This is a genomic window from Lentilactobacillus sp. TOM.63 (assembly GCF_030361045.1).
GTDB lineage: Bacteria > Bacillota > Bacilli > Lactobacillales > Lactobacillaceae > Lentilactobacillus > Lentilactobacillus dabitei.
In genome coordinates this window covers 1-18,427 of sequence record NZ_JAUCAP010000005.1, presented here as the reverse complement: position 1 = coordinate 18,427, position 18,427 = coordinate 1, and the positions used below count along the sequence as shown (strand labels likewise).

Below are 18,427 nucleotides of genomic sequence, written 5' to 3'. Positions count from 1 at the left end.
CGATGGATAAAGCAACTAATCAAAGGCATTTTTCAGTTATGATCAATGATCGAATTGCAAATCGTTTGGAGCAATTTTGTTCAACAGTTGGCCTATCCGAGAGTGCAGTCGTTGAGGTTGCAATCAATTACTTTTTTGACGACCCGCAAGTCATCAACGGATTAATGAAAGGTTATCGTGAAATGGCTAGTTTGAACCGGGAAATTAGTCATGATTTTTCTTGTTGTGAAGAAGACGCTGATGTTCATTTGACTCAGTATCGTCAAGGATTGCAAAATTTCCATTAGTTTGATTGATGACGATGGGAGGTGCAAGGGTGAGTGACACGATATTTAAGCGTGGAGACATTTTCTACGCAGATCTTTCACCTGTAATTGGTTCCGAGCAGGGAGGCATGCGACCTGTCCTGATTATTCAAAATGACATTGGTAATCATTACAGTCCAACCGTCATTGTTGCCGCAATTACTGCCAGAATTTCAAAACCAAAGATGCCAACCCATGTTGGGATTACGGTGAGCGATGGCATTGAGCGAGACTCTGTTATCTTACTGGAGCAAATCAGAACAATTGATAAGCAACGGTTGAGAGACAAGGTAACACACCTCGATAATGCGAAGATGAATAAGGTCGATAAAGCAATCAAAATCAGTCTCGGAATGATTAAGAATTAGTGAGAGATCGATACATAGAATAAAACGTAAGGAAACGCAATAATTTATGGTGTTTCTATAAGAGCTTCCGTTTAGGATCCTAATCTTGGATGCTAGACGAGAGCTCTTATAATTTTTCTCAATCAGTAATTGTGAGTGTAAATTACATTCATCATTTAAAAAAAGGCTCAAACAGTTGATCCACCAGATAAGCAAAAAGCAGTGCATTTCAAAATCAGAATGCACTGCTTTTTCACTTAAGTTCAAAGCATCTATCTCAGTCTTTGGATCTGAATGAATTATCAGGTCATATCAGGAAATTATTTATTTTCTTCCTTCAAGTTTTCAACTTCTGGAACACGGAATTCTTTCCGTTCCAATGCTGCAATAATCCGATTAAGTCGATCTTGATCAACTTCTGCGGGGAGGGTGAACATAATTCGATGAACGAGTTCGCCTTCTTGGGCATCCAATGAAATGACACTGGCAATGTTGGTGTATTTAGTGATAATTTTGGCAATTTCTTCCAAATCACCCCGTTCACCACTGGAAACGACGGTTAAGACATAGCTCCCAATATTGACATTCCAAGATTGAGAAAGCATATCGAGAAGCCGGGTATGAGTCAAAATACCGTAAAAGTTATTTCGATCATCTAAAACCGCGATGTATGGTAAATCTTTGATTGAGAAGAAGACTTGGAAAAAGGCCGAATTAACGTTAACAAATTTTGTTGCATTCTTTAATAACGTTGTAACGGGTAGTGACATGTCACCACCGCGTGATTTATGACGGTAAATATGCATTTTATAAATGTTGCCACGGAAGATTGTACCCGTTTCATCCAAGATTGGCACACAACGATAACCAGAATCTTCAAGCGTTTTGAGCGCTTCCTCCAAGGTTGCGTCCTCTTTAACAGTTACTAATCGTTCCTTGGGCTTCACAAGTGTTTTTAATAACATTTTTATTCCTCCAACTTAACCTGTATACGTTCATAATAACATACGCGCTTTTAGAAAAGTACCTTTACCAACGATCATTCTCACCAATATTTAAAATAATGAGAAAAGTAATAAAAAATGACCAAGGCAAAATGAATTACCCTAGTCATTTGTTTGAATATAAGTTAATGAAGACTTGGAATTGAAGTCATCTCAATGGTGGTTACTTTTTCAAGTTAGCCATACCACTAGTAAGGGTTTCTTTCAAAGTCTTTGCGGATGCTTGCATCTTGGCTTCTTCGTCATCGTTTAGTGGGACTTCAACGACGCTGGCGATGCCTGAACCGTTAACAACGGCAGGTGAACCAATATACAAGTCATGAAGGCCATATTCGCCATCAACAGGTGCACCGACAGGAAGGACCGTGTTTTCGTCGTGTAAGATGGCTTTGGAGATTCGCATCAAAGCAGTCGCAACACCGTAGAAAGTAGCACCTTTGCGGTTGATGATTTCGTATGCCTTGTTACGAACATCGTCTTCGATCTTCGTTAAATCATCGGTTGATAATCCAGCACGCTTGGCAGCAGTTAAGAATGGTTCGCCACCAACTCGGGCTGCAGAATAAGCGGCAAATTCTGAATCACCATGTTCACCCATAATGTAGGCATCAACTGATTGGGGGTTAAGGTTGAGCTTTTTAGCCAACGCAACTTGAAGACGGGTCGTATCCAATGAAGTTCCACTTCCGAATACGCGGTCCTTTGGAAAGCCAGAGAACTGTTGAGCGGCATAAGTCAAAATGTCAACTGGGTTTGCGGCAACCAAAATGATTCCCTTAAATCCTGAATCAACCAATGGCTTGATGATGGCTTGCATGATCTTTAAGTTCTTGTTAACAAGATCCAAACGAGTCTCACCCGGCTTCTGTGGGGCACCGGCAGTAATAACTGCTAAGTCGGCATCGGCACAGTCCTTGTAATCACCTGAATAGATATTCTTTGGGGCAGTGAACACTTGAGCATCTTCAAGATCAAGTGCGTCGCCTTCAGTACGTTTCTTGATAACATCAACGATTACAAAATCTTCGGCAAGTCCCTGTTGCATCATTGCAAATGCGTATGATGAACCAACAGCGCCATCACCAATTAATGCAACTTTTTGACGGTTCTGAGCCAAACAAATCATCTCCAAAATTTATTTTTTCATACTACAAAAGTATACCATGCAAAAGTTTATTCGTTCAGACATTTTTTCACATTTTGAAATGTTTTTTCAGAAAATAGGTTTTGAGCATTTGCAAGGCTGAATATGATATAATTGTCGCGTTAAGTTAAATCTAACAACAGCTGAACGGATCTTGTTCAGCCTTTTGTGTTGGAAGAAATGTGAGGAAAAAAGAATGAAAATGATCGTCGGCTTAGGCAACATTGGCCCTCAGTATGATCGGACCAGACACAATACAGGATTCATGGTGGTTGAACAATTTGCCCAAAGCCATGATATTAACATTAAAACCAGGAAAATGAATGCCAAGTACGGATCTGGCTTCATTAACAGTGAAAAGGTGATTGTCGTTGAACCAACGACTTTTATGAATGATTCCGGAATTGCCGTGAAACCGTTGATGGACTATTTTGATATCCCAGTCGAGAACGTTGCAATCGTGCATGATGATATGGATTTGCCGGTTGGAAAGATCCGCGTTAAAGATAAGGGGTCCGCTGGCGGTCATAACGGAATTAAGAGTATCATTGCCAATTTGGGAACCGAGAATTTTACTCGCGTGCGGGTTGGAACTGGGCATCCTGACAAAGCCAATAGTGTTGTTAACTACGTTTTGGGGCGCTTTAATAAGGATCAAGTCCCTGTATTCAAACAGGCCGCTGATCATGCAGTAAATGCATTAGACGACTGGGTAGACGGCCTTTCGATTTCTGAACTCGAAAATCGTTATAACTAGTGAAAGGACGATTGATTTGCGATTAGATCAATTATTAACGAAGATTCCCCAGTACGCTGAGATTATCTCGGGCCTAAAACCGGAGAGTCGGCAGCTGGTCACTGGAATTGGCGGATCTGCCCGGACAATTTTAATGAACAATTTAATTAACTCAACGCAGCGGCCGATCATAGTGGTCGTCGACACGCTTTTTCATGCTGACCAATTGGTGAATGATTTAGCAAATATTATTGATGATGATCAATTGTTCGAATTCCCGGTTGAAGAAATGGGAGCTGCCGAACTTGCCACCAGTTCTCCTGAATATAAATCACAACGCGTGCTGGCATTAAATAAACTGGCAAGTGGCGAACCAGCAATCATCGTGACGTCGGTCTCTGGAATTCGCAGATTGGTGCCATCCAAGTCACAATTTCTGAAAGCTAATTTAACGATTGACATGGATTCTGAATATGACCTTGAAAAGATTAAATTGCAACTTCATCAAATGGGTTATGTTTTTCAAAAATTGGTTGCCGCTCCGGGTGACTTTTCGATTCGGGGATCAATTTTAGATATCTTCCCACTTAACCATCAGGATCCTGTTCGAATCGACTTTTTCGATACCGAAGTTGACTCGATGAGAACCTTTGATGTGTCCAATCAGCGGAGTATCAAGACCATCAAGCGAATTGAGATATTACCGGCGACAGACTTGTTGATGGACAATGAACAGCGGCAGCAAGTCGTTACGCAGTTACGGCAGCGGCTGGCCACCGAGCAGAAGAAATTAGATGAAGCCCAGGCAAAAAAGCTGGCCGATCATTTGGAGCCGCAGATTGTGGATTTGGAAAATGGGCTCAGAGATCCCCGGTTATTATTATTTGCGGATACGATTTACGATCATAATTATTCATTGATTGACTACTTGGATGATAACGGGATCGTCGTGTTTGATGATTATTCTAGGATTACAGATGCCGTTGCGCAACTTGGCAGTGATGATGACGAATGGTTGGCAGATAAGATTAAACACGCTGAGGTTCTAAAAGGGACCAGCTACACCAATGATTTTAAAAATGTGTTCAAAAAGAACCAACATGCGACGCTCATTTTGTCATTGTTTCAAAAGGGCTTGGGCCACATGCGGTTAAGCACGATTGAAGATATTACTGTCCGGCCAATGCAACAGTTCTTTTCTCAAATGCCGATGTTACGTACCGAAATTAAACGTTGGCAGAAACAAGACACAACCGTCATTATCATGGTTCAAGAAGAAAAGCGGCTGCAAAAAGTTGCCCAAACACTTTCAGATTTCGAAATCCAAGCCACCGAAACCGATCAGGACCACTTATTGGCCCACAAAGTTCAATTGATTTCAGGCAACTTAGATAACGGGTTTGAATTACCGATTTCAAATCTGGTGATTATTACTGAAAAAGAGATGTTCGGTACGGTCGTCAAAAAGCGGCCGCGGCAAACGACGTTTAATAATGCCGAACGAATTAAAAGCTATACGGACCTCAAGCCTGGCGACTATGTTGTTCATGTGAACCACGGGATTGGCCGCTATGAGGGTATGAAAACCATGGAGGTCGATGGCAAGCACCAGGATTACATGACCATTTCTTATCGGGACAGCGCAAAACTCTTTATTCCGGTAACGCAACTAAACTTAATTCAAAAATACGTCTCATCTGAGGACAAGCATCCTCGAATTAATAAGTTGGGTGGCGGTGAATGGGCCAAGACCAAGCGTAAAGTTGCTTCAAAAATTGAAGATATCGCTGATGACCTAATTGAACTGTATGCCAAACGGGGATCGGAAAAGGGTTATGCTTACCCGCCCGACGATTCGCTTCAAGCTGAATTTGAGGCAAGCTTTCCGTATACCGAAACCCCTGACCAACTGCGGAGTGCAACTGAAATCAAGCGTGATATGGAGCGTCAACACCCGATGGATCGATTGTTAGTTGGCGATGTTGGTTATGGGAAAACCGAAGTGGCATTACGAGCTGCCTTTAAAGCGATCGAAGTCGGCAAACAAGTTGCTTTTTTAGTGCCAACGACAATTTTGGCTCAGCAACATTACGAGACCATGCTTGACCGCTTTGGGGACTATCCGATTACAGTGCGGGTGCTGTCTCGATTTCAGACGACGGCCCAAGTGAAAGAAACTTTGGCTGGTTTAAAGAATGGTACCGTTGATGTGGTTGTCGGCACCCACCGACTGCTGTCTAAGGATGTCCATTTTAATGATCTGGGGTTATTAATTATTGATGAGGAACAACGGTTTGGCGTTAAACATAAGGAACGGATCAAAGAGATGCGTTCTGATGTTGACGTTTTGACACTCACTGCTACGCCAATTCCGAGAACTTTGAACATGTCGATGATGGGCGTTCGGGATTTGTCGGTCATTGAAACGCCCCCGTCTAACCGTTATCCGATTCAAACATATGTCATTGAGCAGAATGCCGGAACCATTCGTGAAGCAATCGAACGGGAAATGTCTCGGGGCGGTCAGGTCTTTTACCTTCACAATCGAGTGGAGGATATTGAACGAACGGTTGAACAAATCAGTGCGTTGGTGCCTGAAGCCAGGGTTGGCTATATTCATGGTCAAATGTCTGAAAACCAAATGGAAGATATTTTGTATGACTTCATTAATGATGAGTACGACGTCCTGGTTACGACAACAATTATTGAAACGGGAGTCGATATTCCTAATGTCAACACCTTGTTCGTGGAAAACGCCGATCGAATGGGCTTATCTCAGCTTTATCAACTGCGGGGCAGAATTGGCCGGAGCAGCCGGGGGGCTTATGCATACTTTATGTACAAGCCCAATAAAGTGTTAACAGAGATTGGTGAGAAGCGGCTTGAAGCCATTCGGGACTTCACTGAGTTGGGGTCCGGCTTCAAAATTGCGATGCGAGATCTGTCCATTCGTGGAGCAGGCAACTTGCTTGGAAAGCAACAGCACGGGTTCGTTGACTCTGTTGGTTATGATTTATATACCCAAATGTTGTCTGACGCGGTTGCCAAAAAACGAGGCAAGAATTTTGAATATAAAACCGATGCCACAATTGAGCTGGACCTCGAAGCTTATCTTCCAAGTGATTATATTGAAGATAATCAGCAAAAAATTGAAATCTATAAGCGGATTCGCCAAATCGAAAACCAGGATCAATTGAACGAAGTGAAGGATGACTTAGTGGATCGTTTTGGTGACTACAACGAAGTCGTTGGCAACCTATTAGATATCGCAGAGCTGAAGATGTATGCAGATTATGCCTTAGTTAAGAAGATTCATCAGGCTGCGCCAAAAGTGACGATCACCTTTTCTCCACGGGCGAATGCGGCATTTGAAAGTAAGGAATTACTGGAAGCAATTTCCAAAACTAAGTTCCGAGCAACGATCAATACAGAGAATGATCAATATGTGATTCAATTGATAGTCCAGCCGAACATGAAGAATTGGTTGGCGCAAATGATTTCGCTGGTGAAGCAGCTCACCGAAACCCGCCATGCACATTATGCGGCGAAGGTAAAAGCGGATGAAAAATAAATCCAAGAGAAAACAAGTATTGGCAGGAACGCTACTGCTTACCGTTGCTTCCTTCGTCGCCAAGTTATTAAGTGCCGTGTATCGAATCCCCTTTCAAAATATGGTTGGAAACATTGGTTTTTATGTCTACCAACAAATTTACCCGATTTATGGAATTGGGATGACGTTTGCACTGACGGGGTTGCCGGTTTTTATATCTAAATTAGTGGCGGATACCCCCGATCCAAATGATCAAATTGCGCTCGTGCAGCGTATTCAGACTGTTTTAGTGGTGATTTGTGGATTTATCTTTTGTATCCTACAATTTGGGGCTGGAATTGTGTCCCATGCCATGGCTGATAATCAATTACAGCCCGTTATTCGGGCGGTTAGTTGGATGTTTCTGTTAATTCCATTTCTTTCTAGCTGGCGGGGTTATTTCCAGGGTAAATTGAATATGAAGCCGACCGCGTATTCTCAAGTTGTTGAACAAGTCATCCGAGTAACAGTCATTTTGGCCGTGGCATTTTGGGCCGCCCGAAGTTTAGTTAACCCATATAAAATGGGGACGATTGCAATGCTTTCAGCACCGATTGCCGGGTTGGCTGCCCTGATGATTGTGAGGAGCTGGGTGAAAAAAATCGATGTTCCCAGGCCGATCAAACCAGATCAGACAGCTCATTTATTACATCGAATATTGTTGGAAGGCGGTACGATTTGCCTAGTCACGGCCGTGATGTTACTGCTCCAATTGGTCGATTCGTTTACCCTGGTGTCAGGGTTGCGGGATATTGGCTATTCGCTGGCGCATGCACAGAATTTGAAAGGGATTTATGATCGTTCTCAGACATTGGTTCAAATGGGGCTGGTAGTCAGTACTGCTTCTGTGACTGCGGTAATGCCTAGCTTGGCAGTCGCCAACAAGAAGACCCAGGATGTAACTTTTGGGCACATTGCAACGACTAGTTTTCGCGTTAATTTTGCGTTATCGCTTGCGATGAGTGTGGGGTTATTTGTGTTAATGCCCCAAATTAACACACTGCTATTTTCAAGTGGGAAACTTAATTTGACAATCAGCGTCTATTGCCTAAGTATTGTGTTTGCGAGCATGTTGTTTGTTGCCAATACGATTCTCCAGAGCAAGAATATTTATACCCCGGTCATGGTAGCAATTATCATTGGGTTTCTCTTCAAGATTCTGACCAACCGGTTAGCGGTGGACCACTTTGGCATCATTGGGTCGAGTTATTCAACTGTCGCGAGCCTGATAATCATGTTGGTTGTTCTGATGACGATGACCAGTCATGAATTGCGGAAATTATTTTCTGAACAACAGTTTGGAAAATTGGTCCTGATCTTAATTGTAATGGCTGCCAGCGTTTGGCTGGTTGCAACCGGGGTCAATTTGGCGGATCTGGTTAAGAATAGTCGTCTGGAATCGTTTGTAATTACGGTGATCTGTGTGCCGCTTGGAATAGGAATCTTTTTCATCGGTTGCAAATGGCTGAATGTTTTTACATTACGTGAATGGCTGACAATCCCAATGGTTAGCCGATTCATCAAAATTAAAGGAGCAAATTCTAATGAGAATTGATAAATTTCTGAAAGTTTCCAGAATCATCAAGCGCCGTTCTGTCGCCAAAGAGATTGCTGACAAGGGTCGGATCTTGATCAACGGTAAAGTCGCTAAATCATCCTCTGATGTGAAGTCTAACGACGAAGTCACCATTAAGTTTGGTAACAAAACATTAACGATTTTAGTTAAAGAGTTACTTGATACAACTAAAAAAGATGATGCTCAACGAATGTATGAGATTACCTCAGAAAAGTATGAACGCGATTACAAAAACGAATAATTAAATTAATAAACCTCCGGAATTGCATGGACAAATTGTATATTGTTGGTATAATTTATTCATAGAATGTGTGATTAAATCGGGGGATTTAGTATGACATCAGAACATGGCAAAATTAAAAAGTTGGAAAACGACTTCACCAAACGCCGCGAAATTGAAATGAGTCAAAATCAGGCCGTGACAATGTTGAGCAATCGACGTAAGAAACGGGCATTGATGATTATTGGAATTTTTTCTTTATTCGTAATTGTTTTTGCCGTGCAAATTGTTCGTGCCAAAGTGAATTACGCTGATGTCAATGTTCAAATCACTCGCCAAGAAAAGAAATATCAACATCAAAAGGCGATTAGCAAAGTGTTGCATGCTAAGGTCGCTCAGTTAAATGATAAGAGTTACGTGGAAAAAATTATTCGCGATCGCTATTATTACACTAAACCTGGGGAAACGGTATACAGTTTCCCCAATCAAGCGCCTAAAGATGTTAACGATGACGATGCAGAATGACCTTTAACCGGCTGAACAAAACCATTGTTTTGATCACAGCCGGTTTGTTGTGTCTTTGGTAATTTTGATGAATTGCTTTGAGCAGGCAGGCCTAAATTGTTTGCACGACTGAAAGCAAAATATGCTATACTTGAAACACTATCACAGTAGGAGGAACATATTTTTACATGGCAATTGAAGTTGGGGAAAAAGTAACTGGAAAAGTTTCAGGAATTACAAATTTTGGTGCATTTATTGATTTAGGTGACCATCGAACTGGATTAGTCCATATTAGTGAGGTTTCCGACGGATTTGTTAAAGATATTCATGATGTATTAAAAGTTGGCGATGAGGTAACTGTTAAAGTCCTTAAAATTGATGGCAATAAGATCAGCCTTTCAATTCGTAAAGCTTCTGAATCACATCATGCAGAGCCATCTCACGGTGAACATCAACGTCACGAATCACATGAAAGCCATGACAATCACGAGCGCCGTGGTGGTCATTCACATAATAATTCAAATCATAATGCCCATTCGAGCAATCATCCAGAAAGTTTTGACGATATGATGTCTGGATTCCTTAAGGAAAGTGAAGATCGTCTGTCAACTCTTCGAAAGAACACTGAAGGTAAGCGTGGTGGCCGTGGTGGCCGTCGCAGCTAAGTTATTTAAGAGTTGAGCGGTCAATCATGATCGAATTTCCCGAATGATGAAGATTGACCAGTAATTGATCGTTGAATAACAAAGGGGACTGGAATCCAGACGAAAGTGTGGTCCAGTTCCTTTGTTATTGACAGGAGGTTTTTGTGGATCTGCAAGAAAAGTTTAGTCGAATAGTTTCTCAAAACCACTGGTGGCAGCCGGGGCAACCGGTGGTCATTGCCGTATCAACGGGTGTCGATTCCATGACTTTACTTCATTTGATTGCGGGGTTAACGAATGGCCAGCCGAAAATAATTGTTGCTTATGTTGATCACCAACTGCGGCCCGCCAGTAAACGGGAAACAGCCTTTATTCATCAGTTTTGCAAAGCACATGGTATCGCGTTGGCCGCCACTAAATGGCCAATGTCTGAGCACCCAAATAATGGAATTGAGGCCGCAGCCAGAACGTTTCGGTATCATTTTTTTAAACGGGTCTTGAAAGAATACCACGCCAACGTTTTGTTAACCGCACATCATGGCGATGACTTAGTCGAAACAGTCATCATGAAGCTGATCCGAGGTGGGCAATTGGAATCCCTGATTGGTATCTCTTCCACCCGGCCTTTTGCTACGGGGATGATTATTCGGCCACTGTTGCCGTTTAGCAAAATGACTATCCGAGATTTTGCTGTTGCCCACCACATCCAATGGTTTGAAGACAAAACCAATAGTCAGTTGACTGTACAAAGAAATCGGATCCGCCATCAGGTTGTGCCGCTGTTAAAAAAAGAGAATCCACAATTGTTGATGCACGTGTTGGATTATTCAAATCAGCTGCAAACGACGATTCAGTCACTCAATGAATTACTGAGCCGACAAGTTGACCAGGTTTGCGTATTTGGTGATCAACAAGTAAGCATTGCACTTCAAAAGTTGAGAAACGATTCTGACAATGTTAGAATTTCGGTGATCAAAATGATCCTGTTGGACCGACTTCAGATTGAGGATGTTTCGGTCAAACAGCTTCAAAATATTTTGAAGTTGATTGATAATCCTAAGAAGCCCCAGGGCGAGATTGATCTCGCAAATCAGTGGCGGGCAGTCAAGCGGTATCAACAGTTAATAATTACTAAAAAAAGCCTAAATCCAGCGACAAATTGTGAAAACAAAACTGGATTTATGGTAATATTAGATCGTTGGTATTCAATTGGAACCGGTTATCAATTTGGCATCTTCTCTAGTCGCCCTGAGAATCAGCAACAAAAAATCACCGAGTTTCGATTGTCTCGGATCGATTTACCACTGAATATCGCTTCTCCGAGGCCCGGTGATAGGCTTCAGCTGAAGGGTGGCGGCAGCCAAAAAGTGAGCAGAGTTTTGATTAATGCCAAGGTGCCCAATGAAGTGCGTGAACGTGTCAGGTTATTACAAACTTCACAACACCAAACTTTAGCTGTCCTTGGCGTCAAAAGTGTTTCAATTACCCAATCCATCGAAAATGGACAAACATTATACTTAGTTGAAAAAGGTCAAATTAACTTTTTAAAGGGAAAAGGAATTAAAAATGGATAACGATATCTTAAAAGTTTTATACAGTCAGGAACAGATTAGCGAAGCCTGTCATCGACTTGGCAAGCAGATTCAACAAGAATATCAGGGTAAATTTCCAGTTGTCATTGGCGTGTTGAAGGGTGCCACGTTCTTTATGACTGACATAGTCCGAGCAGCCGATACATACATGCAAATTGATTTTATCGATGTATCCAGTTATCATGGCGGAACGGAATCATCTGGGGATGTCGAGCTGATTACGGATATCAACACGGATGTTTCAGGCCGAGACGTTGTGATCGTTGAAGATATCGTTGATACAGGGCAGACACTTAAGTTCCTTTTGGACACACTAAAAGCTCGCGGGGCAAGTACCATTAAGGTCTGTTCGTTGTTGGATAAGCCTGCCAGACGAACAGTTGACGCCCATGCCGATTACATTGGTTTTGAGGTTCCAAATGAATTCGTGGTGGGTTATGGTTTGGATTATGATGAGAAGTATCGTAACCTTCCATACATTGGTGTCTTGAAGCCAGAAATTTATACAAACAATTAATGGTCAAAAAAGGTCAATTGTGGTAGTATCTTGACTATCAACATGAAATAATATTTTTGAGGAGGACGTTGATGAACTCGAATAAAAATGGGCTTTTCCGAAATAGCCTGTTTTACATTGTCATATTCTTATTGGTAATGGGTGTCTTTTACTTCTTTAGTGGCAGTAATAACAACAATACTCAGTCACAAGAGATTCAATCCAGCCAATTTGTTAAGAATTTAAAAGATGACAAAGTAAAAAGCTTTTCAATTCAGCCTTCAGGTGGCGTCTATAAGATTACAGGAACTTATAGACAAGGCCAAAAGGCAAAGGTCGCCACTGGATTTTTGATTGGTGGTAACCAAAGTCAATCGAAAGAAGTTACGAAGTTTTCCACAACAGTTCTCGAGAATAACTCCTCAATTGCTGAAATTACCAAGGCATCACAGGCTAACAATGTCAAAATGAACGCTAAGCCAGAGGAATCCAGCGGTTTCTGGGTTAATCTTTTAGTTTACGTTTTACCACTACTATTGTTTGTTTGGTTCTTCTACATGATGATGGGCCGAGCAGGTGGCCAAGGCGGTGGCAACAACGGTGTGATGAAGTTTGGCAAGTCTAAGGCCAAACCTGCCGATAGTAAGCAAAACAAGGTTCGTTTCTCGGATGTTGCAGGTGAAGAGGAAGAGAAACAAGAGCTTGTCGAAGTTGTTGAATTCTTAAAAGATCCACGTAAATTCACAACTTTGGGAGCTACCATTCCTCATGGTGTGTTACTTGAGGGGCCTCCTGGTACTGGTAAAACATTGCTGGCCAAAGCCGTTGCTGGTGAAGCCGGCGTGCCGTTCTACTCAATCTCTGGTTCTGATTTCGTTGAAATGTTTGTTGGTGTTGGTGCCAGCCGTGTTCGTGACTTGTTCGATCAAGCCAAGAAAGCTGCTCCAGCCATCATCTTCATTGATGAAATTGATGCCGTAGGCCGACGTCGTGGTGCCGGTATGGGTGGTGGTCACGATGAACGTGAACAAACCCTTAACCAATTACTGGTTGAAATGGATGGTTTTAGCGGTAACGAAGGAGTTATTGTTATTGCCGCTACCAACCGTGCCGATGTTTTGGATCCAGCTTTAACCCGTCCTGGTCGTTTTGATCGGAAGATTCTGGTTGGTCGACCTGATATTAATGGCCGTGAAGCTATTTTGAAGGTCCATTCTAATAACAAACCTTTGGCAAATGATGTTGATCTCCATGAGATCGCTAAACAAACTCCCGGATTCGTTGGTGCCGATTTGGCTAACTTATTGAACGAAGCTGCGCTGCTTGCCGCTCGTCGTAATAAGTCGCAAATTGATGCCAGTGATATCGATGAAGCCGAGGATCGGGTCATTGCCGGTCCTGCCAAGCGGAATCGAGTCATTTCGAAAGAAGAACGAGAAACCGTTGCTTATCATGAGGCTGGTCATACAGTTGTTGGCTTAGTCTTGAATGACGCACGGGTTGTTCATAAAGTAACAATTGTCCCTCGTGGTCGTGCTGGCGGTTATGCCATCATGCTGCCTCGAGAAGATCAACAGTTGATGTCTAAGAAGGATGCCATGGAACAGATGGCTGGTTTAATGGGTGGTCGTGCTGCTGAAGAAATTATCTTCAAATCACAATCATCTGGTGCTTCTAATGACTTTGAACAAGCGACTAATATTGCTCGGGCAATGGTGACCCAGTATGGGATGAGTAAACGATTAGGGCCAGTTCAATTGGAAAATCCTGCACAGGATACCTATGGCCCTCGTTATTCTCAAGCAACCGCTGCGGCCGTTGATGATGAAGTTCGTCGATTGACTAATGAAGCCCATGAAACGGCTACTAAGATTATTGATGAACATCGTGATAAGCATAAGATTATTGCTGAAGCTCTTTTGAAGTACGAAACGTTGGATGAGAAACAGATTTTGTCTCTCTGGAACACTGGTAAAATGCCTGAAAGTTCTAAGACCAATGATTTCCCAAGCGAACGAGCAGCTACTTTTGAAGAAGCTAAACGAGAATTGGAACGTAAGGAAGCAGAACGTCAAGCTCAAATGGAAAAGGATCATACTCAAGGTGAATCATCATCTTCTGATGGCACTCAACCAAATGACACCAGTAATGCTTCTCAGCCAGACAGTTCAAGCCAAAGCGATAGTCAACACCATGATGACAATAACGAATAATTAAATATCAAAATGAGTTTAGGATGGTTGACATCTCTAAGCTCGTTTTTATTATGACGGGAGTGTATTTTATTGGACGATTATTTAGTTAAGGCAACATCAACGGATGGCCTTTTTAGAGCATATGCTGTAAATGCCAAGCAAACGGTCGCAACGGCCCAAAAGGATCATCATACCTCTGCGGTTTCCTCAGTTGTCTTAGGGAGGGTATTGATTGCCACAACCATGTTGGCAACCTCGGTCAACAAAAATGATGAAGCGATCACCGCAAAGATTAATGGTAAGGGAATGACAGGTGAGATTGTTGCAGATTCAGATGCCGATGGTCATGTAAAGGGCTTCATGCACAATCCACAGGTTCCGGTCACCAATGATGCTGGTCAGGCAATGACTATCGGCGAGGCCGTTGGAACGGACGGCTTTGTGGAAGTTACCCGTACTTCTGAAGGTGAAGATCCCTATACCAGCTCAGTAACGTTAACTTCTGGGGAAATTGGTGATGATTTTACGTATTACCTGGCACAATCCGAACAAGTCCCCTCTGCAGTTGGCGTTTCAGTGACGATTGATCAAAAGGGTGGAATTGAGACAGCTGGTGGTTATCTCATTCAAGTACTTCCGGGTGCCAAGGATGAAGCTATCACAAAGATTGTTAATCGGATCAATGCATTACCAGCAATTTCTGAAATATTAAAGACAGATGAATTGCCTGAATCTATCTTGGAACACATCTTTGGTAAGGGGAATCTTCATTTCTTGAACAAGATGCCAGTTGAATTTTATTGTAATTGTTCAAAAGTTAAATTTGGCCGCGATCTTGAGGGGCTCCCGGTGCCTCAACTTGAAACCATGCTCAAAGAAGACAAGGGAACTGATGTCACCTGCAATTTCTGTCAATCCAAATATCACTACAATGAAGATGAACTGGCAACGATAATTGCCGCTGCAAAATCCCGATCCCAAAAATCGGAATAGCTACTCATCCCACTCAATTTGTGATAAGATAGCAAACGGATTTTATGACGAATGACATTAGAATTTTGAGGTGAAATTATGGAATGGAAAATTGGCGATGTGACGATTCCTAATCGTTTGGTTGTTGCCCCAATGGCTGGGGTGACCAATTCTGCATTTAGAATTATTTGTAAAGAGTTTGGTGCTGGACTGGTTGTTTGCGAAATGATTTCTGATCGTGGAATTATGTATAAGAATCAGAAGACATTGGATATGATGTTTGTTGATCCTAAGGAACATCCAATGAGTATCCAAATTTTTGGCGGGACTAAAGAAACCCTGGTTCAAGCTGCCAAATTTGTTGATCAGAATACCGCTGCCGACATTATTGATATTAACATGGGCTGCCCAGTGAATAAGGTGGTTAAAACCGATGCAGGCGCTCGCTGGTTGCTGGATCCTAAGAAGGTCTACGAAATGGTTTCTTACGTCACAGACGCTGTTAAGAAGCCGGTTACGGTCAAAATGCGAACTGGTTGGGACGAAGACCATATTTTTGCAGTTGAGAATGCTCTTGCCGCTCAAAAAGCTGGGGCGGCTGCTTTGGCGATGCATGGTCGGACTCGCAAACAAATGTATATGGGCCATGCTAACTGGGATATTCTCAAGCAAGTTGCAAATGAGTTGACGATTCCGTTCATGGGCAATGGGGATGTGAGGACCCCTCAGGATGCCAAAAAGATGTTGGATGAAGTCGGTGCTGACGCTGTCATGATGGGTCGGGCAGTTGAAGGCAATCCCTGGATTTTGAAGCAAACTAAGTACTATTTGGAAACTGGTGAAATGTTGCCTGAACCAACTCCTGCTGAAAAAATTGCAACTGCAAAAGAGCATCTTCATCGATTGGTTGAACTCAAGGGCGATTATGCCGGTTCCCATGAATTTAGGGGTCAATCCAGCTATTACTTGAAGGGAATCTCTCACTCTGCACGAACTAAGGTTGCCCTTGTCAACGCTGACGGTGAGCAAGCGATGGATGATATTTTTAACGAATTTTTAGAGAAAAATGCTGAGCGAAATGCCCGCCATCACCAAATTGCCCAATAATTTTGTGTTATGATTATTAATAGCTTAATACCACCTAGGAGGTTTCACATTGGCGAAAGATAAAGAAATGAACGATCAAATGATTGTTCGTCGACAGAAGATGGATGAATTAAGAGAGGAAGGAATTGATCCTTTCGGCCACCGATTCGTTCGGTCTCATCTTGCAGAACAACTGCATGATGAATTTGATGGCTTTGATAAAGACGACCTGATGGTCCAAGACAAAAAAGTGACTGTTGCCGGTCGGATGATTGCTAAGCGAGGTAAAGGTAAAGTTGGCTTTGCTGACTTAAAGGACCGAACTGGCAAGATCCAGATCTACGTTCGAAAAGATATTGTAGGCGAAGATATTTACCACATCTTTAAGCGATCTGATATTGGTGATCACTTAGGTATCTCTGGTCAAATCATCAAGACTGACATGGGTGAATTGACCGTTCGTGCCGAATCTGTGACATTTTTGTCAAAGGCACTTCGACCACTTCCTGATAAGTATCATGGTCTTAAAGACAAGGAACAGCGTTATCGTCAACGTTATCTTGATCTGATTTCCAATCAGGATAGCTTTGATCGGTTCCAAAAGCGGACTAAAATTATTTCCGCAATCCGCCATTATTTGGATTCTAATGATTATTTAGAGGTTGAAACGCCTGTTTTACATAATCAAGCAGGTGGTGCGAATGCCCGGCCATTTATCACGCATCATAATGCGCTCGATATTGACCTTTATTTGAGAATCGCTTTGGAATTGCATCTGAAGCGGCTTATTGTTGGTGGCATGGAACGGGTTTATGAAATTGGCCGTGTTTTCAGAAATGAAGGAATGGATACCCGTCATAATCCTGAATTTACCATGCTTGAGTCATATGTTGCCTATTATGATTTTCATGATGTTATGGATGAAACAGAAGGCATTGTGAAGGCGGCGGCAGCGGCTGTGACGAATGACAATGTAATTACTTACCAAGGCCATACGATCGATTTGAATCAAACTTTTAAACGTGAGCACATGGTAGACGCCATTAAGCATGTAACGGGAATTGATTTTTGGAAGCCAATGTCTGATGATGATGCTAAAAAGCTTGCCGATGAAAATCATGTCCATTATGAGAAGTGGTGGAAGACTGGCCATATTATCAACGCTTTCTTTGAAGAAAAAGTTCAGAATACTTTGGAGCAACCAACTTTCATCTATGGTCACCCAGTCGAGATTTCTCCACTGGCTAAGAAGAATCACGACGACCCTCGCTTTACGGACCGATTTGAATTGTATGCTGTTGGTAGTGAGTTTGCCAATGCCTTTTCTGAATTAAATGATCCAATTGACCAAAAGCAACGTTTTGAAGCTCAAGTTAAAGAGCGTCAAGAGGGTAATGATGAGGCAGAAGGTATTGACGAGGATTATGTAGAAGCCTTGGAGTATGGTATGCCGCCTACAGGTGGACTTGGAATTGGGATTGATCGTTTGGTGATGTTGCTTACCGATGCACCTTCGATTCGAGACGTCATTTTATTCCCAACTATGAGGCCGGAAGACAACACAACAACTGAATAATTTAGCTTAAATTATGAACATCCGTTTTTTAACGGGTGTTTTTTATATTTCCTCTTGACGTGTAGTCAATTTTTCGGTATATTTATAGATGCTGTTTCGGACATGTGTCATCCATGATAAGCGATTTCGTTTAAAAAAGTTATTGACACAAAAAAGACAGCGTGGTATATTTAAATAGTTGTCGCGAAGGACATATGAGTTTTCAAAACAACATTGTAGACCTTTGAAAACTGAACAAAATTTTCGACAAACAAATGTGCAGGACGTTCCGATTCATTTCGGAACCAAACATTTGCGAAGTCAATTCGTAAAACAAGTAATAAATATAATCATGAGCTACAACAGGCTTATCATTTTAAAAAGTATTTTAAGATGAGAGTTTGATCCTGGCTCAGGACGAACGCTGGCGGCGTGCCTAATACATGCAAGTCGAACGCGTCT

16 protein-coding genes and 1 rRNA gene are annotated in these 18,427 nt (G+C 42.2%); 15 read left to right on the top strand and 2 right to left on the bottom strand.

The features are described from left to right. Positions 1-2 precede the first annotated feature (2 nt). Both QUF07_RS01650 and QUF07_RS01645 read left to right on the top strand, forming a co-directional pair. Positions 3-287, top strand: coding sequence for an antitoxin (locus tag QUF07_RS01650; RefSeq protein WP_217164382.1), 285 nt, complete (start codon positions 3-5; stop codon positions 285-287). Positions 288-295: 8 nt separating this feature from the next. Continuing rightward, positions 296-673, top strand: a complete 378-nt coding sequence (locus QUF07_RS01645) for a type II toxin-antitoxin system PemK/MazF family toxin (RefSeq protein WP_054747235.1) — start codon at positions 296-298, stop codon at positions 671-673. Positions 674-972: 299 nt separating this feature from the next. Here QUF07_RS01645 and cbpA read toward each other — a convergent pair whose 3' ends face one another. Then, positions 973-1,617: a cyclic di-AMP binding protein CbpA gene (cbpA, locus tag QUF07_RS01640; RefSeq protein ID WP_056981641.1), complete on the bottom strand. Its 645-nt coding sequence runs from the start codon at positions 1,615-1,617 to the stop codon at positions 973-975. 202 nt (positions 1,618-1,819) lie between these two features. Continuing rightward, the gene (locus QUF07_RS01635; protein ID WP_056981660.1) at positions 1,820-2,782 is read right to left on the bottom strand and encodes an L-lactate dehydrogenase; all 963 of its coding nucleotides are present in this window, start codon (positions 2,780-2,782) and stop codon (positions 1,820-1,822) included. A gap of 214 nt (positions 2,783-2,996) precedes the next feature. Here QUF07_RS01635 and pth point away from each other — a divergent pair, with 214 nt between their 5' ends. The 13 genes from pth to QUF07_RS01570 all read left to right on the top strand — a co-directional run. Continuing rightward, on the top strand, positions 2,997-3,557 hold the full coding sequence (gene pth / locus QUF07_RS01630; protein ID WP_217164379.1) for an aminoacyl-tRNA hydrolase: 561 nt from the start codon (positions 2,997-2,999) through the stop codon (positions 3,555-3,557). A 16-nt stretch (positions 3,558-3,573) separates the two neighbouring features. Continuing rightward, the gene (gene mfd / locus QUF07_RS01625) at positions 3,574-7,107 is read left to right on the top strand and encodes a transcription-repair coupling factor (RefSeq protein WP_289426656.1); all 3,534 of its coding nucleotides are present in this window, start codon (positions 3,574-3,576) and stop codon (positions 7,105-7,107) included. Beyond that, entirely contained in the window at positions 7,097-8,680 is a 1,584-nt protein-coding gene (locus tag QUF07_RS01620; RefSeq protein ID WP_289426655.1) for a putative polysaccharide biosynthesis protein, read from the top strand. The genes mfd and QUF07_RS01620 overlap by 11 nt, the downstream gene beginning before the upstream one ends. After that, complete coding sequence (locus QUF07_RS01615) at positions 8,670-8,942, top strand: RNA-binding S4 domain-containing protein (RefSeq protein ID WP_217164372.1); 273 nt, start codon at positions 8,670-8,672, stop codon at positions 8,940-8,942. Before QUF07_RS01620 ends, QUF07_RS01615 begins: the two co-directional genes overlap by 11 nt. Before the next feature lie 93 nt (positions 8,943-9,035). Beyond that, a complete protein-coding gene (locus QUF07_RS01610; RefSeq protein ID WP_217164368.1) occupies positions 9,036-9,446 on the top strand; it encodes an FtsB family cell division protein in 411 nt (136 codons plus the stop codon). A gap of 167 nt (positions 9,447-9,613) precedes the next feature. Beyond that, a complete protein-coding gene (locus QUF07_RS01605) occupies positions 9,614-10,090 on the top strand; it encodes a S1 domain-containing RNA-binding protein (RefSeq protein ID WP_217164365.1) in 477 nt (158 codons plus the stop codon). 143 nt (positions 10,091-10,233) lie between these two features. Next, positions 10,234-11,643 carry a tRNA lysidine(34) synthetase TilS gene (gene tilS / locus QUF07_RS01600; RefSeq protein ID WP_217164362.1) on the top strand — a complete coding sequence of 470 codons (1,410 nt, stop codon included), beginning with the start codon at positions 10,234-10,236 and terminating at the stop codon, positions 11,641-11,643. Further along, complete coding sequence (hpt, locus tag QUF07_RS01595) at positions 11,636-12,178, top strand: hypoxanthine phosphoribosyltransferase (RefSeq protein WP_056981653.1); 543 nt, start codon at positions 11,636-11,638, stop codon at positions 12,176-12,178. Before tilS ends, hpt begins: the two co-directional genes overlap by 8 nt. A gap of 71 nt (positions 12,179-12,249) precedes the next feature. Next, positions 12,250-14,370, top strand: coding sequence for an ATP-dependent zinc metalloprotease FtsH (ftsH, locus tag QUF07_RS01590; RefSeq protein ID WP_217164359.1), 2,121 nt, complete (start codon positions 12,250-12,252; stop codon positions 14,368-14,370). Positions 14,371-14,442: 72 nt separating this feature from the next. Continuing rightward, on the top strand, positions 14,443-15,345 hold the full coding sequence (gene hslO / locus QUF07_RS01585) for an Hsp33 family molecular chaperone HslO (RefSeq protein WP_289426654.1): 903 nt from the start codon (positions 14,443-14,445) through the stop codon (positions 15,343-15,345). A 78-nt stretch (positions 15,346-15,423) separates the two neighbouring features. Then, the gene (gene dusB / locus QUF07_RS01580; protein ID WP_217164353.1) at positions 15,424-16,431 is read left to right on the top strand and encodes a tRNA dihydrouridine synthase DusB; all 1,008 of its coding nucleotides are present in this window, start codon (positions 15,424-15,426) and stop codon (positions 16,429-16,431) included. A 49-nt stretch (positions 16,432-16,480) separates the two neighbouring features. Continuing rightward, complete coding sequence (gene lysS, locus QUF07_RS01575; RefSeq protein ID WP_289426653.1) at positions 16,481-17,986, top strand: lysine--tRNA ligase; 1,506 nt, start codon at positions 16,481-16,483, stop codon at positions 17,984-17,986. 368 nt (positions 17,987-18,354) lie between these two features. After that, positions 18,355-18,427 (top strand): 16S ribosomal RNA (locus QUF07_RS01570); the annotation flags it as partial.

Coding starts and splice junctions, on each gene's coding strand:
- QUF07_RS01650 (WP_217164382.1), top strand. CDS start 3: ATGGATAAAGCAACTAATCAAAGGCATTTTTCAGTTATGATCAATGAT.
- QUF07_RS01645 (WP_054747235.1), top strand. CDS start 296: ATGACGATGGGAGGTGCAAGGGTGAGTGACACGATATTTAAGCGTGGA.
- cbpA (WP_056981641.1), bottom strand. CDS start 1,617: ATGTTATTAAAAACACTTGTGAAGCCCAAGGAACGATTAGTAACTGTT.
- QUF07_RS01635 (WP_056981660.1), bottom strand. CDS start 2,782: ATGATTTGTTTGGCTCAGAACCGTCAAAAAGTTGCATTAATTGGTGAT.
- pth (WP_217164379.1), top strand. CDS start 2,997: ATGAAAATGATCGTCGGCTTAGGCAACATTGGCCCTCAGTATGATCGG.
- QUF07_RS01620 (WP_289426655.1), top strand. CDS start 7,097: ATGAAAAATAAATCCAAGAGAAAACAAGTATTGGCAGGAACGCTACTG.
- QUF07_RS01615 (WP_217164372.1), top strand. CDS start 8,670: ATGAGAATTGATAAATTTCTGAAAGTTTCCAGAATCATCAAGCGCCGT.
- QUF07_RS01610 (WP_217164368.1), top strand. CDS start 9,036: ATGACATCAGAACATGGCAAAATTAAAAAGTTGGAAAACGACTTCACC.
- QUF07_RS01605 (WP_217164365.1), top strand. CDS start 9,614: ATGGCAATTGAAGTTGGGGAAAAAGTAACTGGAAAAGTTTCAGGAATT.
- hpt (WP_056981653.1), top strand. CDS start 11,636: ATGGATAACGATATCTTAAAAGTTTTATACAGTCAGGAACAGATTAGC.
- ftsH (WP_217164359.1), top strand. CDS start 12,250: ATGAACTCGAATAAAAATGGGCTTTTCCGAAATAGCCTGTTTTACATT.
- dusB (WP_217164353.1), top strand. CDS start 15,424: ATGGAATGGAAAATTGGCGATGTGACGATTCCTAATCGTTTGGTTGTT.